Genomic DNA, 23,338 nt, shown 5'->3' on the forward strand with positions numbered 1-23,338 from the left:
TGCTCTCTTCCGTCAGGCTGGCAGTCTGTGCTTTGAGCCTGACATTCGAGGAGCGACACCACGTGTTAACCCTGCTTAATTTACTCTCTGCGGTGGCCCTGCTGGTCTGGGGCACGCATATCGTACGAACCGGCATCATGCGGGTCTACGGTGCCGATCTGCGCCGCGTCCTGAGTCGCAGCATAGAAAAAAAACCGATGGCGTTTCTGGCGGGCATTGGCGTGACCACGCTGGTGCAGAGCAGCAACGCCACCACGCTGCTGGTGACCTCTTTTGTGGCGCAGAATCTGGTCAGCCTGACGCCCGCGCTGGTGGTGATTCTTGGTGCGGATGTCGGCACCGCGATTATGGCGCGTATCCTGACGTTTGATCTCTCCTGGCTCTCACCGCTGTTTATCTTCTTTGGCGTGGTGTTCTTCCTCAGCCGCAAGCAGACCCGTGCGGGTCAGTTAGGCCGGGCCAGTATCGGCCTGGGCCTGATATTGCTGGCGCTGCAGCTGATTGTCGAAGCGGCTCGCCCGATTACCCAGGCCGCCGGTGTCCAGGTGCTTTTCTCCAGCCTGACCGGCGACGTGATGCTCGATGCGCTGCTGGGTGCGGTGTTCGCCATCATCAGTTACTCCAGCCTGGCCGCGGTGCTGATCACCGCGACGCTCACCGCCACCGGCGTGATTTCGTTCAAGGTGGCGCTCTGTCTGGTGATTGGTGCCAATCTCGGTAGCGGCCTGCTGGCGATGATCAACGCCAGCGGCTCGAATGCCGCGGGCAAGCGCGTGGCGCTCGGCAGCCTGCTGTTCAAGCTGATCGGCTGCGTGTTCATCCTGCCGTTTGTCGATATTGTGGCGGAGTGGCTGGATAAGCTGCCGGTCAACGATGAAGAGTTAGTGATTTTCTTCCATGTGTTTTACAACCTGATCCGCTGCGTGGCGATGGTGCCGTTTGCTGACCTGATGGCGCGCCTCTGTCGCCGTATGATTGCCGACGACGTGGATAACGCGCTGCACCTCAAGCCGAAGCACCTCGATCGCAGCGCGCTGGATACGCCGGCGCTGGCGCTGGTGAATGCCGCCCGCGAAGCGTTGCGCATGGGCGACGTGCTGGAGCAGATGCTGGAGGCGTTTAATAAGGTGGTACATGGCGAATCCCGCGAGGAACGCACTGTGCGCAGGCTGGATGATGATGTCGATGTGCTCTATACCGCCATCAAACTCTATCTGGCGCGGATGCCAAAAGAGGACCTCCCCGAAGAGGACTCGCGTCGCTGGGGCGAAATCATTGAAATGTCACTAAATCTGGAGCAGGCCGGGGACATCATTGAGCGGATGAGCGGCGATGTCGCTGACAAGTCACTGGCAGCGGGCCGCGCGTTCTCTGCCGAGGGATTAAAAGAGCTGCAGGAGCTGCATGAGCTGCTGATCGCTAACCTCAGAATGAGTCTGTCGGTGTTTCTGTCACACGATATCACCAGTGCTAAACGTCTGCGCCGCGCTAAACATCGCTTCCGTCTGATGATCCGCCGCTACTCTCATGCGCATGTTGACCGCCTGCACCAGAAGAACGTGCAGAGTATTGAGACCAGTTCGCTGCATCTCGGTTTACTGGGCGACATGAAGCGCCTGAATTCACTGTTTTGTAGTGTGGCCTACACGGTGCTGGAACAGCCCGACGATGAACGTGACTATGAATAAAACTGAGCGGAGTGAATAACCTGCCGCGCCGGAGCGGCGATCGTCCGGCGCGGCAGCAGTGAGATGCGGCGCAGTGCAATAATGCGCCGCCACTGTTACTTCTTCTTAATCGGCTTTCCTGACCAGTAACCCGCCAGCAGTGAACCTGACAGGTTGTGCCAAACCGAGAACAGCGCGCCTGGCAATGCCGCCAGCGGTGAGAAGTAGAGTTTGCCCAGCGTCGCCGCCAGACCGGAATTTTGCATGCCGACCTCCAGCGCCAGGGTACGGCAGGTTGACTCATCGAAGCCAAACAGCTTACCGCCCCAGTAGCCGCCAAGCAGGCCAATCGCGTTATGCAGGATCACCGCCGCGATCACCATCAGACCCACCGATCCAATAAAGGCCTGACTGCCCGCCACCACCGCACTGATGATCAGCAGAATACAGACCATCGAAAACGCAGGCAGCCAGGGTTCCACCCGGCGAACCACGCTGTTCATGCTGTGATGAATGATCAGTCCCAGGGAGATGGGGATCACGACGATCTTCACGATGCTCAGCAGCATGCCAGCCACATCAACCTGAATGTGGGTATCAACATAAAAGCGGGTTAACAGCGGCGTGGCGAATACACCCACCAGCGCAGAGACTGACGAGATCGTCACCGACAGCGCCACATCCCCCTTCGCCAGATAGATCATGACGTTGCTGGCGGTGCCGCTGGCAACTGAGCCGACCAGAATCATACCGGCAGCCAGATCTGGCGGCATATGAAACAGTTTTGCCAGCCCCCAGGCGGCTAACGGCATCACCAGATAGTGCAGAAAGGTTCCGGCAATCACCGGCGCAGGTCGGGTCAGGACCCGTTTAAAATCGTCGATATTCAGGGTCACACCCATGCCGAACATAATCAGCATCAGCAGATAAGTGACCCAGGGTCCGATGCCGAGAAACGTACCTGGAGTGTAATAAGCGGCGACAGACAACAGCACGGCCCAGAGCGGGAACAGGCGGGTTAACGTGGCGAGCATAGCCAGACTTCCTTATAAGAATGTTATGTTTTATGCAGATTTGCCATAGAGAGTCATCATGCAGGAACGACTGCCGTGACGAAGGCCGGATCATAACATTTCATTATCATGGCGTAAGGCGAAGATGGGTCGAGGCGGGAAAATGCGGATCGACTGCTGCCGATCCGCTGATTATTGACGAAATTACGCTGCTTTTTCCTCTAAACCGCGGTAGATCAAACCACCAATCACGGCACCGATAATCGGCATTAACCAGAACATCCACAGCTGAGAGATCGCCCAGTCACCCTGGAACAGGGCTGCCGCGGTGCTGCGTGCCGGGTTAACCGAGGTATTCGTCACCGGAATGCTGATCAGATGAATCAGGGTTAACGCCAGGCCAATCGCAATAGGTGCAAAGCCTTTCGGCGCACGTTCGCTGGTGGCACCCATGATCACAATCAGGAAGATAGCGGTCATCACTCCTTCGGCGATCATACCTGACTGCAGGCTGAAGCCGCCCGGCGAGTGTTCACCGTAGCCATTCGCCGCAAAGCCGCTGGCCGCTGCACTGAAGTCGCCTTTACCGCTGGCGATCAGATAGAGCACCGCGCCAGCGGCAATGCCGCCAGCCAGTTGCGCGATGATGTAAGGGATAGCCTGAGACGCGGGAAAACGTCCGCCTGCCACTAATCCCAGGGTCACCGCCGGGTTAAAGTGCCCGCCTGAGATGTGACCGACCGCATACGCCATGACCAGCACGCTCAGCCCGAAAGCCAGCGCCACGCCCATGAAGCCAATGCCCAGCTCCGGGAACGCAGCTGACAGCACGGCACTTCCACAACCGCCGGCCACCAGCACGAAGGTACCCAGCGCCTCTGCGACTAACCTTTTCATGATATTTCCTAAATTTGGGTGAATTGATTCAGCGGCGGGATTATAAATCTGCGGAAAGGGAGCGCAATGCAGGTGCACGAAATGCGCAGAGAAAGGGGTTGCCATTTGGCAATAACAGAATGTAACTTTATGTATTAAGGGGATTTATCGGAAGTCGCGTGCTGGGGAGTAATGAGGGAGATATGAACCATTCTTGCCGTTTTTCAGGCCGCGCTGACGCGGCCTGAATGGCAGAGAAGTTTACTCGAACAGATTACGATGCAGCGTACGTACCACGCTTTCAGCATCGTTGCCCGGTACCAGGAAGCAGAGGTTGTAGCTGCTGGCACCGTAGCAAATCATCCGCAGGTTGAACGGGTCGAGCACACCAAACACCTCTTTGCCGACGCCGCACGCTTTTGACAGCTGGTTGCCGATAATCGCCACCAGCGCCAGATCTTCTTCCACTTCAACCCGGCACAGCGACGAGAGTTCAGTCAGTAAAGCCTGGGTCAGCAGGCTGGCACTGGTTGAGGTCGATCCGGTGGTGTCGAGCGTAAGCGCCACGCTCACTTCGGAGGTGGTGATCAGGTCAACCGAGACGTTATGACGCGCCAGAATATTGAAGAGTTCAGCAAGAAAACCAAACGTATGCAGCATGTTAAGGCTGTGCAGCGTTAACAGCGTCTGCTTACGGCGTAGCGCCAGCGCCCGAAACAGCGGCGGGTTGCGGGTTTCATTGCAGACGCGGGTCCCACCGGCTGCCGGATCCTTGCTGGAACCGACGAATACCGGAATACCCCGGCGTACGGCGGGAAGCAGCGTCGCCGGGTGCAGCACTTTCGCACCGAACGTCGCCATTTCAGCGGCTTCTTCAAAAGTAATTTCATCAATACGCTTCGCCGTCGGCACCACGCGCGGATCGGTGGTGTAGATGCCCGGCACATCCGTCCAGATATCCACACGCGCCGCATTCAGCGCTTCGCCCAGCAGCGCGGCGGTGTAATCACTGCCGCCGCGACCCAGGGTGGTGGTGCGCCCTTCGCTTTCACTGCCGATGAACCCCTGAGTAATGACCAATGCCTGCTCAATGCGCGGCTGTAACTGCGCCGTCGCCTGCTCCGCCAGCACCTGTACATCCGGTACTGCCCGGCCAAAATGATCGTCGGTACGCATTACCTTGCGGACATCGAACCACTCCGCATTAACCTGGCGTTCACGCAGAATTTCCACAAACAGCAGTGATGACATCAGCTCACCGTGGCTGACCAGTTCATCGGTCAGGGCATTCGAGGTTGCCAGTGAGGCGGCTTCGGAAAGCATGCTGATATTGTCGATCATCCGATCAATTTCATCGCGGATCACTTCCGGACGCTGCAGGCGATCAACAATGGCGTACTGGATACGGCGGATATCATCAAGCAGCACAGCGCGCTGAGGAGCCTGCTGGCCTTCAGCCAGCGCAACCAGCAGATTAGTAATGCCCGCCGAAGCAGAGAGCACCACCAGACGCGTGCTGGCGTCCTGCAACACCACATCGGCGCTGCGGTTCATCGCTTCAAAATCGGCTACGCTGGTGCCGCCGAATTTTGCCACTATCAGTGTTTGAGACATGTAGGACCTCGTGTCAGGTTATCTTGTTCTCGCCGATGAAAGGGTCGAGAAACATTCTTTCAGCCAGGCACAAGGAAAGAGCAGAAACGGGCGGACAAGATCGGATAGACGAGTCACCCAGAAGCGCCCCACCTTGCGAAACGTCGACTGCAGACGTTTCTGGTGACAACCCAGAGGATTCAGCCCCTGTAGCCGACAGGCAGCACACCGCGTGCTGACCCACCTCGGCGTCGCTCCCCATCATGTGTTTTCACCGGATACGGTTCCTCCAACACACTGCCTGGGCGACGCGCCTCTTCTGGCTTGCGCACAGGTGCGCAAGTAGGCGCATAGATCTAGCCTTTTCTGGACCTGCTGTCAATGTCAGCGATGCCCGGAGCGCCGCATCAGAAAACAAATGACTCTGCGTCGCAGCGGCTACAGTGCTTAATGGGTTCAGCCCATGCAGCAATCCCTGATACGGCACAACGTTTTGCGCAGACTTTCGCGTCACACTTTACCGCGCGTTGCCTCTGCGGTCCGCTGGCTGTTCGCGCCAGTGAATGCTGGCGATAAACAGCGGCGTTCAGATCGCCTGTCCGGCGCGCGCTGACAAAATTTTTCCTTTCAGTTACAACTGTGGTCATACTGAAACGCTAAACGGGCATGATGTGCCTCCGATGGAATGACGGTTCTTAATATCAACAAGAGTGTTGCCATGAAAAATATCAATCCGACACAAACCGCAGCCTGGAAAGCGCTGCAACAGCATTTTGAGCAGATGAAGTCGGTAGAAATTGCCGATCTGTTCGCCCAGGATGCCGATCGTTTTGCCAAATTCTCTGCCACCTTTGATGATCAGATGCTGGTGGATTTCTCCAAAAACCGCATCACCCAGGAAACCCTCGATAAGTTACAGGCGCTGGCCAAAGAGACCGACCTGAGCGGTGCCATTAAGTCTATGTTCTCGGGTGAGAAGATTAACCGCACCGAAGATCGTGCGGTGCTGCACGTCGCGCTGCGTAACCGGAGTAACACGCCGATTCTGGTGGATGGCAAAGATGTGATGCCAGAGGTCAACGCGGTGCTGGATAAGATGAAAGGCTTCTCTGAGCGCATCATCAGCGGCGAATGGAAAGGCTATACCGGTAAAGCGATCACCGACGTGGTGAATATCGGTATCGGCGGCTCTGACCTCGGCCCGTTTATGGTGACTGAAGCGCTGCGCCCGTACAAAAACCATCTGAACATGCATTTTGTTTCTAACGTTGACGGCACCCACATCGCCGAAACGCTGAAAGATCTCAGCCCGGAAACCACCCTGTTCCTGGTGGCATCGAAAACCTTCACCACCCAGGAAACCATGACCAACGCCCACAGCGCGCGCGACTGGTTCCTGAAAACGGCAGGCGACCAGCAGCACGTAGCGAAACACTTTGCTGCGCTGTCGACCAACGCCAAAGCGGTGGGCGAATTTGGTATCGACACCAACAACATGTTTGAATTCTGGGACTGGGTTGGCGGCCGCTATTCACTGTGGTCAGCGATCGGCCTGTCGATCATTCTCTCGATTGGTTTCGATAACTTCGAGCAGCTGCTGAGCGGCGCACATGCCATGGACCAGCACTTCGCCTCTGCGCCGGCTGAGCAGAACCTGCCGGTGCTGCTGGCACTGATTGGCATCTGGTACAACAATTTCTTTGGTGCTGAAACCGAAGCGATTCTGCCTTACGACCAGTACATGCACCGCTTTGCCGCCTATTTCCAGCAGGGCAATATGGAGTCAAACGGCAAGTATGTGGATCGTGCCGGTCATCCGGTGGACTACCAGACTGGCCCCATCATCTGGGGCGAACCTGGCACCAACGGTCAGCACGCGTTTTATCAGCTGATCCACCAGGGTACCAAGCTGGTTCCGTGCGACTTTATTGCGCCGGCCATTACCCATAATGCGCTCGCGGATCACCATCCGAAGCTGCTCTCTAACTTCTTTGCCCAGACTGAAGCGCTGGCGTTTGGTAAGTCACGCGACGTCGTAGAGAAAGAGTTTACCGATGCCGGTAAATCTGCAGAGTCTGTAGCCCATATCGTGCCGTTCAAGGTGTTTGAAGGTAACCGCCCGACTAACTCCATTCTGCTGCGTGAGATTACCCCTTACAGCCTGGGCGCACTGATTGCCCTGTATGAGCACAAAATCTTCACTCAGGGTGCCATCCTGAATATCTTCACTTTCGATCAGTGGGGTGTGGAATTAGGTAAGCAGCTGGCGAACCGTATTCTGCCGGAACTGGAAAATGAGGACGAAGTTACCACTCACGACAGCTCCACTAATGCCTTAATTAACCGCTATAAATCCTGGCGTTAATCGGCGTTAATTTCATCGGGCGGCCACTTTGCTGCCCTTTTTTTGTCTGTTTTTACATCTGAATGGGCTGTTTATATCGTCGGAGAGCATGGGTTGTCAGGGAAAAGTCTTAAAATAACCTAAGATAATTCTGAACATCGATACACTTAACGGGCCAGCATAAAGTATAAAATGGTCCTGAAATGGGGCAATCTCTATTGTTAGCTATTGATTCATAATCATATTCAGTTTCAGCAATCCTGAGTAAATTCTGATTATTCTTATTCCGTACCAGATATTAATAAAAAAGAACATTCCGCTTTGCAATTGATTCGCCAGTAGCGAAATATCTGGCATCAGCCCGAAATATTCCGATATAAAAAGTAGTTATCCCCAATCCAGCTAATTAAATCACGCGCCCACCCCGCTATTCACCCTGGTTTTTCCGGTGCTGAACTCTGGTATTTTGTTGCCCTATACTGAACGCGCCCGCAATGGGACTGTCCGTCGATTTTGCCGCAGTCTGACTGCGTTGCAACCTCAGCGGACAGAGATCCTTCATTCACTCAATGCAGGAAACGCTGTTATGAAAAAAACTATGGTTGCCGGTGCAGCCTTGATCTTCGTTGCCGTCTCTTCCAGCGCATTTGCTGCGCCGGAAGAAGCTGGTACCGCAGCTGGCGCGCAGGCGGGAGCAATCTCTGCTGGCACGTCGACCGCTGTGGGTATCGGTGCACTTGGCGCGCTGGTCGGGCTCGGCATTGCCGCTTCTGGCGGTGGTGACGGTGCAAATACCGGTACAACAACCACGACCACGACGAGCACCACTCGTTGATGGATGCCCGACCCCCGTCTGATTGCTGATCTGCAGCAAACGGGCAGAGGCTGAACCACTGACTTCGGTGAGTGAGGATGCTGAGCCACGTAACCTGTATTTCTGCAGCCGGAACGGGACGGGCAGAGCACCTTTAAACATAACCACACGCCTGTGTGGTTATTTTTTACTTTGGCATGACTTATCAGGGACACACAGTGCGCCAACTTCCTCTGCTGCTCGCTTGCCTGCTGCTGCAGGCCTGTACACAAACGCAAAAAGGTCTTGAACAGACTCTGCTGCTTGCGGTTAACGGTCCGGACGACGTGACCGTTACCGATCAACAGGTCAATAATCTTCCCTATGCCAGTCTCTATGCTCGCCTGAATGAAGGTCCGCGCATTTTTGTGGTGCTCGGCTACAACGAGAAAGGTCAGCAGAAATGGGTGACACAGGATCAGGCGATGCTGGTGACACAGCATGGCCGCCTGGTTAAAACCCTGGGCTTGCCGGATAACCTGCTGAGCGTCAGCAATCTGCAACAGGATCCGCTCGCTGACAGCCTGCATATCAGCAACGGCGCAGGCTGGACCCGCATCGTGCAGTGGACCGAACAGGGCAAGGTTCGCGGCGCGACTGTGCGTTCAACCTTCCAGCGCGGCACCGACGAAGTCCTGACCGTGGCGGGCAACCGCATTCCGTGCCGCGTCTGGCATGAGCAGGTGAGCATCGACAGCAGTAACCGCGAGTGGGAAAACACCTTCTGGATCGATAACAGCAGCGGCGATGTGGTGCAGGCCCATCAGATGCTGGCGGCAGACGCCTTCCCTGTAGATATCACTATTCTGAAGCCGGCGAAATCATGAAAAAAATCACTTTTTTGCTGGCCGGGCTGAGCCTGTTCAGCGCCGCAGAAGCGCAGGCAACTGCGCAGGTTATCGTTCATGCACCGCACAACGGCGGTCAGGCTGAGCTGAGCCAGGTCGCGGATCTCTCCCAGCTGGTGACTCTGCCTCCACTGCAGGTCAACACTGACTGGCGTGCGACCTTTATTGCCGAGCGCGGCGCCAGCGCAGTGGCACAGCAGCACTATCAACAGACGCTGGGCGCGTTACGTGCCTGGCGTGCCGACAGCAGCGGCGATCGGGCGGCGGCCATTGATGAGGTGATCCGCCAGCTGAGCGCCATCAAAGTAGCAGGTCGCCAGTTCACGTCGCTCGACCCGGACTGGATCCGTCTGCATCCGGCTGACAACCGTCGGCTGGAAGGCAGCTATGACCTCTATCTGCAGGCCCCCTCAGATTCTGTACTGCTGCTCGGCGTGCTGAGCGGCGCAGGCAAAGTGAGCTGGCAGCCGGGTAAATCAGTACGCGACTATCTGGATGGTCATGACGCACTCTCCGGGGCAGAACGCAATTTTGTCACCGTGATTGCACCTTCAGGCGCCACACAGCAGGTGCCGGTTGCCTACTGGAATCATCGCCACGCGGAAGTGGAGCCAGGCAGCATTATCTGGCTCGGCTTTTCGTCATGGAGCCTGCCAGGCAGCTATGAAGACCTTAATGAAGGCATCCTTTCCGTACTGACTCACCGGATACCAGACTGATGAAAAAACGTTATCTCTTCAGCCTGTTGGCTGTTTCCGTGGCGGCAGCCTGTCAGGCGCAGGCTGACACCTGGCCCGAGCCGGTGGGCCCTTCACAATCCGATTTCGGCGGCGTGGGTCTGATGCAGGTGCCGACGGCGCGCATGGCCAAAGAGGGCGAGTTCAGCCTCAACGCGCGCGACAACGATCAGTACCGATACTACTCCGCGTCACTGCAGCTCTTTCCCTGGCTGGAGACCACGGTGCGGTATACCGACGTGCGCACCCGTCAGTACAGTGCGGTCTCAGAATTCAGCGGCACGCAGAGCTATAAAGATAAAGCCTTCGACCTGAAACTCCGTCTGTGGCAGGAGGGCTTCTGGCTGCCGGAAGTGGCGGTGGGAACCCGCGATCTGGGCGGTACCGGTCTGTTCGACAGCGAATACCTGGTGGCGACCAAAGCATGGGGACCGTTCGACTTTACCCTGGGGCTTGGCTGGGGCTATCTCGGCAATAGCGGCACCGTGAAGAACCCCTTCTGCTCATACAGCGACAGCTATTGCCAGCGTCCGCAGGTGGGCGAAGCGGGTTCAATCAACGGCTCGCAGATGTTCCACGGTCCGACGGCGCTGTTTGGCGGCGTGGAGTATCAGACGCCCTGGCAGCCGCTGCGCCTTAAAATGGAGTATGAGGGCAACGACTACCAGAATGACTTTGCTGGCCGCCTTGAGCAGCGCAGCAAGCTCAACGTCGGCGCGATTTATCGCGTAACCGACTGGGCTGACATCAACGCCAGCTACGAACGCGGTAACACCTTTATGTTTGGTGTCACCATTCGCACCAACTTCAACGATCTGCGTCAGGCGCACATCGACAGCGAGAAGCCTTCCTACAATCCGCAGCCGCAACCTAAGTTGCTGGAGCCGACGGTGGTGGGCACTCAGCTGACCGATCTGAAATACAATGCCGGTCTTGATGGTCCGCGTATTCAGACTCAGGGTCACACGATCTATGTGTCAGGCGAGCAGACGAAGTATCGCGATACCCGTGAAGGGGTGGATCGTGCGAACCGCATCATCATGAACCACCTGCCTGACGGCATCGACACCATCAATGTCACCGAGTCGCGCTTTAACATGCCACAGGTGACGACTGAGACGCAGGTCGCCAGCCTGCGTAACAATCTGGAAGGCTATCCGCTGGGCCATGAGCAGCCACTGCAACAGACCCGCAAAGAACCGGTCGATCCGGGTACCACTGAGCAGGGGATGTTTATCCGTCAGGATCGCCTGAACTACAGTCTGTCGCCGGTGCTGAATCAGTCGGTGGGCGGCCCGGAAAGCTTCTATATGTATCAGGTCGGCGTGATGGCCAGCGCTGATTACTGGCTGACGGATCACCTGCTGGTGGGCGGTAGTCTGTTTGGTAACCTCGCCAACAACTACGACAAGTTCAACTACAACGGCGCACCGGCGGACTCTTCGCTTCCGCGCGTGCGTACCCATATCCGCGACTACGTTGAGAACAACGTCTACGTCAACGATCTGCAGGCGAACTATATGGGCCACCTCGGTAACGGCTTCTATGGTCAGGTTTACGGCGGGTACCTGGAGACGATGTATGGCGGCGTGGGTGGCGAGTTGCTCTATCGTCCGGTCGATGCGAACTGGGCGGTGGGCGTCGATGCCAACTATGTCCGTCAGCGTGACTGGGACAACATGATGCAGTTCAATCGCTACAAAACCTCAACCGGCAACCTGACGGGTTACTGGCGTCCATGGTTCATGCAGGATGTACTGGTGAAAACCAGCGTCGGTCAGTATCTGGCGAAAGATAAAGGCGTGACGGTCGATGTGTCGAAGCGCTTCGACAGCGGCGTGATGGTGGGTGTCTATGCCACCAAAACCAACGTCTCGTCTGAAGAGTATGGCGAAGGCGACTTCACCAAAGGCTTCTATATCTCCATCCCAATGGATCTGTTCACTGTGACGCCAACGCGCGGTCGCGCGCAGGTGAACTGGGTGCCGCTGACGCGTGATGGCGGTCAGATGCTGGGTCGCAAGTACCAGCTGTATGATCTGACGTCCGATCGCGACGCGCGCTTTAACTAAGCAGATGGCGGCCTCAGGGCCGTTTCATGCGGTTAACAGAAAGCAGGCTCAGGGAGCATACACCTGAAGCAAAGCATAGCAATGAGATCGCGCCTGCTCAGGGAACCCGGTCAGATCGGAAAGGCGCTAATGCCATCCCTGGCCGCTCGGCCCGCGCCGTCCCTGGCGCGGGACGCTTTCCTCCTCTGACCGGGTTCCCTGCGCGTTGAGTTTCTTCATTATTGCTGCCAGATTTAACCGGAGCTGGATTTGTCAGCAGTCTGAAGCGGCCCTCAGGCCGCTTTTTTATTTAGTCCGCGTCGTAGCCGAGATTCGGCGCCAGCCAGCGCTCCACTTCCATGACCGACATCCCTTTGCGTGCCGCATAATCTTCCACCTGGTCACGCTGGATCTGCGCCACGGCGAAATAGCGGCTGTCAGGATGGCTGAAGTACCAGCCAGAGACTGACGCGCCCGGCCACATGGCAAAGGATTCGGTGAGCTTCATGCCGGTCTGTTCTTCCACCGCCAGCAGACGCCAGATGGCGGCTTTCTCAGTGTGCTCCGGGCAGGCCGGATAGCCTGGCGCCGGGCGTATCCCCTGATAATTTTCCCGAATCAGCTCTTCATTGCTGAGATTTTCGTTGGGCGCGAAGCCCCAGATCACCTTACGTACCCGCTCGTGCAGGTATTCGGCAAAGGCTTCCGCCAGACGGTCAGCCAGCGCTTTCACCATGATCTTGTTGTAGTCGTCATGCTGACGATCGTACGCCTCCGCCAGCGCATCCTCTTCCAGCCCGCCGGTCACCGCGAAAGCACCGAGATAGTCCGCTTTGCCGCTCGATTTCGGGGCCACAAAATCCGCCAGACAGTAGTTGGCGAAGTCGGTTTTTTCGGTCTGCTGGCGTAAGTGATGACTCACACACAAAATCTCATCACGCCGCTCATCACTGTAGAGATGAATATCATCGCCGACCCGGTTAGCCGGAAAAATACCGACCACGCCACGTGGCTTCAGCAGCGACTGCTGGCTTAATTTGTCGAGCATCGCATTGGCATCGGCAAACAGACGCTGCGCCTCTTCACCCACCACCTCATCTTCCATGATGCGGGGATATTTGCCCGCCAGCGACCAGGTCATAAAGAATGGCGTCCAGTCGATGTAGTTGCGCAGCGTTTCAATGCTGGCCTCCACCTGACTGACCCCGGGACGATGCGGCACGGGTGGCGTGTAACTCTCCCAGTCAATTGAGGTGGCGTTATCGCGCGCCGCCTGCAGCGAGACCGGCGGCGTGCGCGGCTTTTTGCGTGCATGCTGAATGCGCACGGTCTCGTACTCTTTGCGGGTTCGGGCGACGAAATCCTCTTTTAACGTGGAGGAAAGCAGCGACGACACCACGCCAACGGTGCGTGAGGCGTTCTGCACGTAGACCGTCGGGCCACTGTAATGCTGCTCAATTTTGACAGCGGTATGCGCCTTCGAGGTTGTCGCGCCGCCAATCAGCAGTGGTAAGGTAAAGCCCTGACGCTCCATCTCTTTCGCCATGTTGACCATCTCATCCAGCGACGGCGTAATCAGGCCTGATAAGCCGATGATGTCCGCATTCACTTCGCGCGCCGTTTTAAGAATTTTTTCGCCCGGCACCATCACGCCAAGGTCAATGATTTCGTAGTTATTACACTGCAGCACCACGCCGACAATATTTTTGCCGATGTCGTGCACGTCGCCTTTGACCGTGGCCAGCACGATTTTACCGTTGCTGCGCCCCGCCTCTTTGCTGGCTTCGATAAAGGGTTCCAGATACGCCACCGCCTGCTTCATCACGCGCGCCGATTTCACCACCTGCGGCAGGAACATTTTGCCCTCACCGAACAGGTCACCGACCACGTTCATGCCAGACATCAGCGGGCCTTCAATCACCTCTATCGGCCGTGGTACCTGCTGGCGCGCCTCTTCGGTATCCTGCTCGATAAACTCGGTGATCCCCTTGACCAGCGAATACTCCAGCCGTTTCACCACGTCCCAGTTGCGCCATTCCGCTAGCTGTTTTTCCTGCGAGCCATCGCTTTTGCCGCCACGGTATTTCTCCGCCAGCGCCAGCAGCCGCTCGGTGCCATCATCCCGCCGGTTAAGAATCACATCCTCTACCGCCTCGCGCAGTTCTGCCGGCAAATCATCATAAATCGCCAGCTGGCCTGCGTTGACGATGCCCATATCCATGCCTTTACGGATGGCGTAATAGAGAAAGACGGCATGTATCGCTTCACGCACCGGATCGTTGCCACGGAATGAAAACGATACGTTGGAGACGCCGCCGGAGATCATCGCATGGGGCAGCTCGCGCTTGATATCTTCGCAGGCACCAATGAAATCCATGGCGTAGTTGTTGTGTTCGTCGATGCCGGTGGCGACCGCAAAGATGTTGGGGTCGAAGATTATATCTTCCGGCGGGAAACCGACCTGTTCGGTGAGGATCCGGTAAGCACGGCGGCAGATCTCAATTTTTCGGGCGCGGGTATCCGCCTGACCCACTTCGTCAAACGCCATGACCACCATCGCCGCGCCGTAACGCCGGACCTGACGCGCATGATGAATAAAGGCCGCTTCACCCTCTTTCATCGAAATTGAGTTCACGATCCCTTTGCCCTGAATGCACTGCAACCCTTTCTCAATCACCTCCCATTTTGAGGAGTCGATCATGATCGGCACGCGGGCAATATCGGGTTCGCCAGCAATCAGATTCAGAAAGCGTACCATCGCCGCCTCGGCGTCGAGCATGCCTTCATCCATGTTGATATCGATGATCTGCGCGCCGCTCTGCACCTGCTGCAGCGCCACTTCCAGCGCTTCGTTATACTTCTCTTCTTTGATCAGCCGTTTAAATTTTGCCGAGCCGGTGACGTTGGTGCGCTCACCGACGTTAACAAATAGTGACTCTGCGGTGATGTTAAGCGGCTCCAGACCGGAGAGACGGCAGGCCACCGGGATCGTCGGCAACTGACGCGGTGCGACGCCTTCAACCGCCGCCACCATGGCAGCGATATGTTGCGGTGTGGTGCCACAGCAGCCGCCGATAATGTTCAGGAATCCGGCGGTGGCCCATTCACCAATCTGCTGCGCCATCAGTTCCGCATCCAGATCGTATTCGCCAAAGGCATTGGGCAGACCGGCGTTGGGATGGGCGGTCACGTAGCCTTCAGCGATGCGCGACAGTTCCGCCACATACTGACGAAGCTCGTCGGGTCCCAGCGCGCAGTTCAGGCCAAAAGAGAGCGGTTCGGCGTGACGCAGCGAGTTGTAAAAAGCTTCGGTGGTCTGGCCGGAGAGCGTTCGGCCGGAGGCGTCGGTGATAGTGCCGGAGATCATCAGCGGCAGCGCCACGCCCAGCGCTTCCATCTCGGTCTGCACCGCATAGACGGCTGCTTTGGCATTCAGCGTATCGAACACCGTTTCAATCATGATGATGTCGGACCCGCCCTCCACCAGCGCGCGGGTCGATTCGCGGTACGCCTCCACCAGCTGATTAAAAGTGACGTTACGGTAGGCAGGATCGTTAACATCGGGTGAGATCGAGCAGGTGCGGTTGGTCGGGCCGAGCACACCCGCAACATAACGCGGACGATCCGGCGTTTTCGCCGTCCACGCATCGGCGCAGGCCCGCGCCAGGCGGGCCGCTTCAAAATTGATCTCCGCCGATAAACGTTCCATCTGGTAATCCGACATCGCAATCGACGTGGCGTTAAAGGTGTTGGTTTCGAGGATATCCGCACCCGCCGCCAGATAGGCGTCGTGGATCTCGCGGATCACCGCCGGTTTACTCAGCACCAGCAGATCGTTGTTGCCTTTGAGATCGCAGGGCCAGTCAGCAAAACGGCTGCCGCGATAATCCTCTTCTTCCAGCTTATAGCTCTGGATCATGGTGCCCATACCACCATCCAGCACCATAATGCGTTGTGCGAGCTGCTGTTTTAACGCGTCGATTTTATTGCTCACTGTTGCCCCATTCACGTCAGTCTGCTGGCGGAAAAGCCCGTTTTTCATTCTGGCACAAGCTGGTCAGGCGACAAAGTAACCTCGACTGAGAGTTTTTCAGGTCACGGCTGTACAGGTCTGACCAGAAAACCAGCGTTTGCAATGCGCGTGATTAAAACGAAAATGATTTCCACAATGCAAAAGGAGAAACAATGATGGCAACGCCGGTTCCTGTTAAGCGCGGCAAGAAACCCCGTGGCACCCCTGTCGCCGCACCCGCGGGCGGTCAGGTGCAATCGCTGACCCGCGGCCTGACGCTGCTGGAGCTGATTGCTGACTCACATGGCAGCGTAGCGCTGACCGAGCTGGCTCAGCAGGCGGGTTTGCCTAACTCCACCACGCATCGCCTGCTCAGCACCATGCAGCAGCAGGGTTTTGTCCGGCAGGTGGGCGATCTCGGGCTGTGGACGATCGGCGCACACGCCTTCGTGGTCGGCAGCAGTTTCCTGCAGAGCCGTAACCTGCTGGCGCTGGTACACCCGGTGCTGCGTAGCCTGATGGAGCAGTCCGGTGAAACGGTGAATCTGGCGGTGCTGGATCTCAGCGATCACCAGGCGGTGATCATTGATCAGGTGCAGTGTACCCAGCTGATGCGAATGTCCGCGCCGATTGGCGGCAAGCTGCCGATGCATGCGTCTGGCGCAGGCAAAGCGTTCCTGGCCCATCTGGGCGATGAGCAGGTCACCGCCCTGCTGCATCAGAAAGGATTGCATTACTACACGCCGAAAACCCTGATGTCGCCGCAGAGTCTGAAAGAGAATCTGGCGCTGGTGCGCAAAGCGGGCTTCTCGTTTGATGATGAAGAGCATGCGCTTGGACTACGCTGTGTCGCCGCGCCGATCTATGACGAACATGGCGAGGCGTTTGCCGCGCTCTCCATCTCCGGCCCCATCGCCCGCATGACAGACGATCGGATTACTGAATTAGGTGCACTGGTCATCCGCGAAGCGCGCCAGGTTACGCTGGCGTACAGCGGTCGTTAACTTTATCTGCGCCGTAGCAGACGCTGAAACGCTGCGTCTGCCGCCAGGCGATCACCTCTTCCACATGGCCCTGGGCGATGCGCTGCTGCTGCGCGCGCCACCAGCGGGCGTCGAATATCTCCGGATGCAGTTGTAACAGCAATGCGCCGGTAGCGGCTTCACTGCATAACGCATAGCGGAAGGTTTCCGGGAAGACATCGTCCGGCCCGACGCTGTACCAGGGCTCGGCGCTGAGTTCATCCTCCTCATAGCGCGCCGCGGGCACCTCCCGGAAGTGCAGCTCCTGCATCGGGCGAATCTCATCGTAATCGTAAAAAATCACCCGGCCATGGCGGGTGATGCCGAAGTTTTTAAACAGCATGTCTCCGGGAAAGATATTGGCCGCCGCCAGCTGTCGGATGGCATTGCCATACTCCTCAATCGCGTGACGTCGCTCTGCGGCATTCGCCTGGGCCAGGTAGAGATTAAGCGGCTGCATACGGCGCTCCAGCCACAGGTGACGAATAATCAGGCGATCGCCTTCGATATGCAGCTTCTCAGCCACGCAGGCGTGGAGTTCTGCCAGCAGCGCCGGTGAGATGCGCGACAGCGGCAGCGCAAACTGCTCGAACTCCTGCGTATCCGCCATACGTCCCACGCGATCGTGCTCTTTGACCTGCTGATAACAGGCGCGGACCTGCGCTTCCGTCACCTCTTTTTGCGGCGCGAAGCGATCCCTGATGACCTTGAACACCCAGTCAAAACCCGGCAGCGTGAAGACCAGCATCACCATGCCGCGCACGCCGGGTGCGATCTCAAAGGCCGTCTCATTCTCTGCCAGCGCCTGAAGATACTCGCGATAGCTCTCGGTTTTACCGTGCTTCTGGCAGCCAATCGCCATATAGCGCTCCGCCAGGGTTTTGCCAGGCAGAATCGGTTGCAGCCAGGCAACCAGCGCCGCAGGCACCGGCGCATAAACCATGAAATAGGCGCGGGCAAAACCAAACACAATGCTGGCGTCATTCACATCGGTCAGACAGGTGTCGATCCATAGTTCGCCCGTTTCACTGCGCTGGATCGGCAGCAGACAGGGCAAGATGCCTTCCGGCAGATGCAGCCGCGCCACCAGCCAGGCGGTTTTGTTACGATAGAAGAGTTCACTGTTAACCTCGAGCCAGCCCTGGTTCAGCCGGGGAAAATGCGACTGCAGGTGGCGGACAATCCAGCCGACGTCGCGAGCGCGCTGCTGCCACGGCAACGTCAGCGGTAAATCGCTCAACACCTGATCCACCAGTGCCAGCCAGCCCCGCTCCGGCTGATAACGGCGCGATAACGGGCGCAAAGGTGTGACCGGTGCGGTCAGGGATTGAGAGCTGAAGATAAACAGCCGGTCAGGCTGCAGATCGGCATGTCCATGTAACCGGCAGTAGACAGAATTAAAGAAGCTTTCGGCAATTTCATGCCGTGGATAGCCGGGCAGCAGGCTTTGATAGTGGTCCTTAACCCGCAGCCAGAACATCTCATCCCAGCTGGCCGCACCGTTCAACACCCGCAGTTGATCGGCAACCAGGCTGACGTGATGGTCATAGAGATGAATACGGGCCTTCATGGCATGCTGCACCGCCTGCCATTCCGCCTGCTCAAACCGCTGCTGTGCGCCAGCAGTGATGTCGAGAAAGCGACCATACTGTGCATCAAAACCCTGCAGGATAGTGTGGGCGATCAATGATTCGCGTGGCGGCATAATCAGCTCCGGTAAACGCCCGCCCGCGGTTTGCGGACGGGGAATCAGTCAGAGGAAAAGGGTCAGAACTGATGCTCTTCGGTCGAACCGGTGAGCGCGGTGACCGAGGACTTACCGCCCTGAATGATATTGGTTACCTGATCAAAATAGCCGGTGCCCACCTCCTGCTGATGCGATGAGAAGCTGTAACCGCGATCGCGGGCAGCGAACTCAGGCTGCTGAACCTTTTCAACATAGTGACGCATCCCTTCGCCCTGGGCGTAGGCGTGGGCCAGATCAAACATGTTGAACCACATGCTGTGGATGCCCGCCAGCGTGATGAACTGGAAGCGATAGCCCATGTCGCTGAGCGCCTGCTGAAACTTCGCGATGGTGCGATCGTCGAGGTTCTTCTTCCAGTTGAACGACGGTGAACAGTTGTAGGCCAGCAGCTTGCCGGGGAAACGCGCATGAATGGCGTCGGCAAAGCGCTGCGCCATCGCCAGATCCGGCGTTGAGGTTTCACACCACAGGATGTCAGCATAAGGTGCATAGGCCAGCCCGCGACTGATCGCCTGTTCAATGCCGGCGTGGGTGCGGAAGAAGCCTTCTGCCGTCCGGTCGCCCTGGATAAAGGGACGATCGTATTCATCGCAGTCTGAGGTAATCAGGTCAGCGGCGTCGGCATCAGTTCGTGCCAGCAGCACGGTTGGCACGCCCATCACATCGGCAGCCAGCCGTGCCGCTACCAGTTTCTGAATGGCTTCCTGAGTCGGCACCAGAACTTTGCCGCCCATGTGACCGCATTTTTTTACCGCTGCCAGCTGATCTTCGAAGTGGACCGCCGCCGCGCCCGCCTGAATCATCGCCTTCATCAGCTCATACGCATTCAGCACGCCGCCAAAACCAGCTTCAGCATCGGCCACAATTGGCAGGAAGAAATCGGTGTGCCGGCTGTCCCCCGCTTCAATGCCGCTGGACCACTGAATCTGATCGGCGCGCTGAAAAGTCTGATTAATGCGCGTCACCACTTCCGGCACCGAGTTCACCGGGTAGAGCGACTGATCGGGATACATCTGGCCCGCCACGTTGGCATCCGCCGCTACCTGCCAGCCAGAAAGGTAGATCGCTTCGATGCCCGCTTTGGCCTGCTGCAGTGCCTGCCCGCCGCTCAGCGCACCCAGGCTATTGATATACCCTTTTTTCGCCTCGCCATTCAGCAACGCCCATAATTTTTCCGCACCGCGCTCTGCCAGCGTACAGGCGGGCAAGACCGAGCCGCGCAGATTGACGACCTCTGCTGCGCTGTAAGGGCGGGTAATGCCCTGCCAGCGTGCGGTCTGCCAGAGTTGTTCCAGTTGATCGATCTGTTGAGTACGTGTCATGGCAATAGCTCCTCTGTTCAGGGGATCAGGCGATAGCCTGGCAGGGTAAGAAAGGAAACCAGCTCGCGCTCGGTAGTGATCTGAGCCATCAGCTGCGCCGCGTCGTCATAGCGACCGGCGCTGAAGTGGGCTTCGCCCAGCGCGTTTTGCAGCAGATGCAGCTCTTCGTTAAGCCAGCGCAGAAACAGTTCAGCTGTGACCTGCTGGCCGTTGTTCAGCATTTGCTGATGATGAATCCATTGCCAGATTGAGGTGCGTGCGATCTCAGCGGTGGCGGCATCCTCCATCAGTCCGTCAATCGGGACACAGCCGTTACCGCTGATCCACGCTTCCAGATATTGCAGCGCAACACGGATGTTGGCGCGCATACCGGCTTCGGTACGCTCACCCTGACAGGGTGCCAGCAGCTGCTCCGCTGTGATCGTCGCATCCTCTTCCCGCATGACCTGCAGCTGGTTTGGCCGGTCGCCCAGCGCAGCGTTGAAGACCGCCATCGCGGTCTCTGCCAGACCAGGATGAGCAATCCAGGTGCCGTCATGCCCGTTACCTGCCTCCCGCTGCTTATCTTCCGTCACGCGCTGCAGTACCCAGGCATTGCGCGTGGGATCTTTAGCGGGGATGAGCGCTGACATCCCGCCCATCGCAAAAGCCCCCCGCCGATGACAGGTTTTAATCAGCAGTCGCGAATAAGCGTCCAGGAACGGCTGAGACATGGTGACGGACTGGCGATCCGGCAGCACGCGATCCGCATGCTGTTTCAGGGTTTTGATATAGCTGAAGATGTAATCCCAGCGGCCACAGTTGAGGCCAACAATGTGATCGCGCAGATTCCACAGGATCTCATCCATCTGAAACACGGCGGGTAAGGTTTCGATCAGGACAGTGGCTTTGATCGTGCCACGCGGCAGATCGAACTGATCCTCGCTGAAACTGAAGATCTCACGCCACCAGGCGATCTCCTGCCAGCTCTCGGTTTTCGGCAGATAGAAATAAGGCCCGCTGCCTTTGGCCAGTAATGGCCGGACGTTGTGGAAGAAATAGAGCGCGAAATCAAACAGCCCGCCCGGAATTGCCTTTCCCTGCCAGCTGACATGTTTTTCTGACAGATGCAGACCGCGCACCCGGCACATCAGTACCGCAGGGGTAGCGCCGAGCTGATAAATTTTGCCTTTGTCGCTGGTATAACTCAGGGTGCCCTGTACTGCTTCGCGTAGTGTCAGCTGCCCTTCAATCAACGTTGACCACTCCGGAGACAGCGAATCCTCAAAGTCGGCCATAAAGACTTTAACGTTTGAGTTCAGGGCGTTAATCACCATTTTCCGATCGGGTGGGCCGGTGATCTCGACCCGACGATCTTCTAAATCTGCCGGAATAGATTGAATACGCCATTCACTGGCCCTTATGGAAGCCGTTTCCATATCGAAGTCTGGCAGATAGCCCTGGTCATATTGCTGCTGACGCTGCTGGCGAGCCGATAACAGCACTTCGCGTTGCGGTGCAAAGCGTGCGACCAGAGACTCTAAAAAAGAAACAGCCTCGGGCGTTAACAGCTGCTGTTCTGCATGGCTAAAGGGCTGGCTGAAAATCAGGGTATGGCTGATCACTGAGTCTGTCATGCTGGCGTTCTCCTGTATTCAAAGGATCGAAAGCAGCGGATCCACACGGTGTTTATTTTATGAGCTACAGGATCAGAGCATAAGCATTTATTTTTTTAAATCAAAAACTATTTCCATTTTTAAATAAAAATTAACCTATCCTTATGTTTTATCTGCAATAAAAATTTAATCCATTAAAGGAATTGCTTTCATTTAACGTTTTAAAGGCGAAAAAAAACCGTGTTGCTATCGGCTAACACGGTTCAGTTGATCTTCAGACAGGACTATTCCAGCGTTGGGTTCATGTGACGCAGATCGAACGGCGTGATCTGGTAAACGTAGTAGTTGAGCCAGTTCGAGAACAGCAGATTGCCGTGGCTGCGCCAGGTGGCGCGGGGTGGCAATACCGGATTATCCTGCGGGAAATAGTTATAAGGGACTTCCGGATTCACCCCCGCTTCATAATCGCGATGGTACTCACCAGACAACGTCAGGGCATCATATTCCGGGTGACCGGTAACAAACACCAGACGTTTGTCTTTACTCGCCATCAGATAGGCACCGGTTTGTTCCGATTCAGCAAACAGCTCAAGATCGGTGTAATCCGTTATCAAATGAGTGGGAAAATCAGCATAGCGTGAGTGCGGTGCGAGGAAATTATCATCAAAACCGCGGGTCAGTAACGCATGGGGATGCAGTATCTGATGCTCATAGACGCCAGACAGTTTGTTATGCCGGGTTTGCTTGGGAATGCCATACAGAATGTTAAGCGCGGCCTGAACCGCCCAACAGACAAACAGGGTTGAGGTGACATGCTCATTTGCCCAGTGCAGAACGCGCTGAATCTGTGGCCAGTAAGCGACATCATTAAAATCAACCAGCCCGAGTGGTGCACCTGTCACGATTAAGCCATCGTAGTTATCATGCTGGATATCTTCAAAATTGCAGTAGAAGTTGTTGAGGTGCTCAGTGGGCGTATTGCGTGACTCGCGGCTGTCGATGCGCAGCAGCTGAATATCGATCTGTAAGGGCGAGTTGGAAAGCAGACGCAGAAACTGATTCTCCGTTTCGATCTTTTTCGGCATCAGATTCAGTATGAGCACTTTAAGCGGGCGGATCTCCTGAACACTGGCGCGCGACGATGTCATCACAAAGACATTTTCGTCACGCAAAAAATTCACTGCCGGTAATTCGTCGGGAACCCTGATTGGCATAACCTGCTCACCTCTTACAACCATATAAACGTTTAGACATCCAGATGCCCAACATTAGCCTGATCGTTGTAAGATGTCGAGGTTTGATGCAGAAAATGAAAATGTTTCAGCTTAACGTGGCAAAGTGCAGACGTAAAAAAGCCCCGCACTTTCGTGCGGGGCTTCTTCACTTATTTAATGCCTGGCAGTTCCCTACTCTCGCATGGGGAGACCCCACACTACCATCGGCGCTACGGCGTTTCACTTCTGAGTTCGGCATGGGGTCAGGTGGGACCACCGCGCTAAAGCCGCCAGGCAAATTCTGTCTCCGCGCCGCCCGTAAGGCCGCGCAGATATATCCGGTACAGGCTGAAAATCGTGTCTCTCAAAAAACGCCTCTGGCGTTGTAAGGTTAAGCCTCACGGGTCATTAGTACCGGTTAGCTCAACGCATCGCTGCGCTTAC

15 protein-coding genes, 1 rRNA gene and 1 riboswitch are annotated in these 23,338 nt (G+C 56.6%); of the genes, 7 read left to right on the forward strand and 9 right to left on the reverse strand.

Annotated features, from left to right (window positions below):
• The first annotated feature begins 62 nt into the window (after positions 1-62).
• Positions 63-1,688, forward strand: coding sequence for a Na/Pi cotransporter family protein (locus HFD87_RS16655; protein WP_010672204.1), 1,626 nt, complete (start codon positions 63-65; stop codon positions 1,686-1,688).
• 95 nt (positions 1,689-1,783) lie between these two features.
• Here the strand turns inward: HFD87_RS16655 and panS are convergent, their stop codons facing one another.
• From panS to lysC, 3 genes are all read right to left on the reverse strand, one after another.
• Positions 1,784-2,701 carry a ketopantoate/pantoate/pantothenate transporter PanS gene (gene panS / locus HFD87_RS16660; RefSeq protein ID WP_022625209.1) on the reverse strand — a complete coding sequence of 306 codons (918 nt, stop codon included), beginning with the start codon at positions 2,699-2,701 and terminating at the stop codon, positions 1,784-1,786.
• 183 nt (positions 2,702-2,884) lie between these two features.
• Positions 2,885-3,577 carry an aquaporin Z gene (gene aqpZ, locus HFD87_RS16665; RefSeq protein ID WP_010672203.1) on the reverse strand — a complete coding sequence of 231 codons (693 nt, stop codon included), beginning with the start codon at positions 3,575-3,577 and terminating at the stop codon, positions 2,885-2,887.
• 240 nt (positions 3,578-3,817) lie between these two features.
• Positions 3,818-5,170: a lysine-sensitive aspartokinase 3 gene (gene lysC, locus HFD87_RS16670; RefSeq protein ID WP_022625207.1), complete on the reverse strand. Its 1,353-nt coding sequence runs from the start codon at positions 5,168-5,170 to the stop codon at positions 3,818-3,820.
• 113 nt (positions 5,171-5,283) lie between these two features.
• Positions 5,284-5,476: riboswitch (Lysine riboswitch) on the reverse strand.
• Positions 5,477-5,867: 391 nt separating this feature from the next.
• Here lysC and pgi point away from each other — a divergent pair.
• The 5 genes from pgi to HFD87_RS16695 all read left to right on the forward strand — a co-directional run bounded on the left by pgi (position 5,868) and on the right by HFD87_RS16695 (position 12,003).
• Positions 5,868-7,514 carry a glucose-6-phosphate isomerase gene (gene pgi, locus HFD87_RS16675; RefSeq protein WP_010672201.1) on the forward strand — a complete coding sequence of 549 codons (1,647 nt, stop codon included), beginning with the start codon at positions 5,868-5,870 and terminating at the stop codon, positions 7,512-7,514.
• A 565-nt stretch (positions 7,515-8,079) separates the two neighbouring features.
• The gene (gene yjbE, locus HFD87_RS16680; protein WP_010252668.1) at positions 8,080-8,328 is read left to right on the forward strand and encodes an exopolysaccharide production protein YjbE; all 249 of its coding nucleotides are present in this window, start codon (positions 8,080-8,082) and stop codon (positions 8,326-8,328) included.
• A gap of 197 nt (positions 8,329-8,525) precedes the next feature.
• Positions 8,526-9,173 (forward strand): YjbF family lipoprotein, encoded by a 648-nt coding sequence (locus HFD87_RS16685; RefSeq protein WP_010672200.1) that lies wholly within the window; start codon positions 8,526-8,528, stop codon positions 9,171-9,173.
• Positions 9,170-9,913 (forward strand): capsule biosynthesis GfcC family protein, encoded by a 744-nt coding sequence (locus tag HFD87_RS16690; protein ID WP_167423688.1) that lies wholly within the window; start codon positions 9,170-9,172, stop codon positions 9,911-9,913. The genes HFD87_RS16685 and HFD87_RS16690 overlap by 4 nt, the downstream gene beginning before the upstream one ends.
• Complete coding sequence (locus tag HFD87_RS16695) at positions 9,913-12,003, forward strand: YjbH domain-containing protein (protein WP_167423689.1); 2,091 nt, start codon at positions 9,913-9,915, stop codon at positions 12,001-12,003. Before HFD87_RS16690 ends, HFD87_RS16695 begins: the two co-directional genes overlap by 1 nt.
• A gap of 289 nt (positions 12,004-12,292) precedes the next feature.
• Here HFD87_RS16695 and metH read toward each other — a convergent pair whose 3' ends face one another.
• Entirely contained in the window at positions 12,293-15,976 is a 3,684-nt protein-coding gene (gene metH / locus HFD87_RS16700) for a methionine synthase (protein WP_167423702.1), read from the reverse strand.
• A gap of 194 nt (positions 15,977-16,170) precedes the next feature.
• On the opposite strand from metH, the gene iclR reads away from it, so the two are divergent.
• A complete protein-coding gene (gene iclR / locus HFD87_RS16705; protein ID WP_010252683.1) occupies positions 16,171-16,998 on the forward strand; it encodes a glyoxylate bypass operon transcriptional repressor IclR in 828 nt (275 codons plus the stop codon).
• Here iclR and aceK read toward each other — a convergent pair.
• The 5 genes from aceK to rrf form a co-directional block, all read right to left on the reverse strand.
• A complete protein-coding gene (gene aceK / locus HFD87_RS16710; protein WP_010672197.1) occupies positions 16,973-18,721 on the reverse strand; it encodes a bifunctional isocitrate dehydrogenase kinase/phosphatase in 1,749 nt (582 codons plus the stop codon). The genes iclR and aceK overlap by 26 nt on opposite strands.
• A gap of 62 nt (positions 18,722-18,783) precedes the next feature.
• Complete coding sequence (gene aceA, locus HFD87_RS16715; RefSeq protein ID WP_010672196.1) at positions 18,784-20,085, reverse strand: isocitrate lyase; 1,302 nt, start codon at positions 20,083-20,085, stop codon at positions 18,784-18,786.
• Positions 20,086-20,102: 17 nt separating this feature from the next.
• Complete coding sequence (gene aceB, locus HFD87_RS16720; RefSeq protein WP_045140872.1) at positions 20,103-21,701, reverse strand: malate synthase A; 1,599 nt, start codon at positions 21,699-21,701, stop codon at positions 20,103-20,105.
• A 263-nt stretch (positions 21,702-21,964) separates the two neighbouring features.
• A complete protein-coding gene (metA, locus tag HFD87_RS16725) occupies positions 21,965-22,894 on the reverse strand; it encodes a homoserine O-succinyltransferase (protein WP_010252696.1) in 930 nt (309 codons plus the stop codon).
• A gap of 179 nt (positions 22,895-23,073) precedes the next feature.
• Positions 23,074-23,189, reverse strand: a 5S ribosomal RNA gene (gene rrf / locus HFD87_RS16730).
• Between the last annotated feature and the right edge of the window lie 149 nt (positions 23,190-23,338).

Origin of the sequence: Pantoea sp. EKM21T, from assembly GCF_011800405.1 — a bacterium.
Lineage (GTDB): Bacteria > Pseudomonadota > Gammaproteobacteria > Enterobacterales > Enterobacteriaceae > Pantoea > Pantoea agglomerans.

Coding starts and splice junctions, on each gene's coding strand:
- HFD87_RS16690 (WP_167423688.1), top strand. CDS start 9,170: ATGAAAAAAATCACTTTTTTGCTGGCCGGGCTGAGCCTGTTCAGCGCC.
- metA (WP_010252696.1), bottom strand. CDS start 22,894: ATGCCAATCAGGGTTCCCGACGAATTACCGGCAGTGAATTTTTTGCGT.
- yjbE (WP_010252668.1), top strand. CDS start 8,080: ATGAAAAAAACTATGGTTGCCGGTGCAGCCTTGATCTTCGTTGCCGTC.
- lysC (WP_022625207.1), bottom strand. CDS start 5,170: ATGTCTCAAACACTGATAGTGGCAAAATTCGGCGGCACCAGCGTAGCC.
- aceA (WP_010672196.1), bottom strand. CDS start 20,085: ATGACACGTACTCAACAGATCGATCAACTGGAACAACTCTGGCAGACC.
- aceK (WP_010672197.1), bottom strand. CDS start 18,721: ATGCCGCCACGCGAATCATTGATCGCCCACACTATCCTGCAGGGTTTT.
- iclR (WP_010252683.1), top strand. CDS start 16,171: ATGGCAACGCCGGTTCCTGTTAAGCGCGGCAAGAAACCCCGTGGCACC.
- panS (WP_022625209.1), bottom strand. CDS start 2,701: ATGCTCGCCACGTTAACCCGCCTGTTCCCGCTCTGGGCCGTGCTGTTG.
- aceB (WP_045140872.1), bottom strand. CDS start 21,701: ATGACAGACTCAGTGATCAGCCATACCCTGATTTTCAGCCAGCCCTTT.
- HFD87_RS16695 (WP_167423689.1), top strand. CDS start 9,913: ATGAAAAAACGTTATCTCTTCAGCCTGTTGGCTGTTTCCGTGGCGGCA.
- aqpZ (WP_010672203.1), bottom strand. CDS start 3,577: ATGAAAAGGTTAGTCGCAGAGGCGCTGGGTACCTTCGTGCTGGTGGCC.
- pgi (WP_010672201.1), top strand. CDS start 5,868: ATGAAAAATATCAATCCGACACAAACCGCAGCCTGGAAAGCGCTGCAA.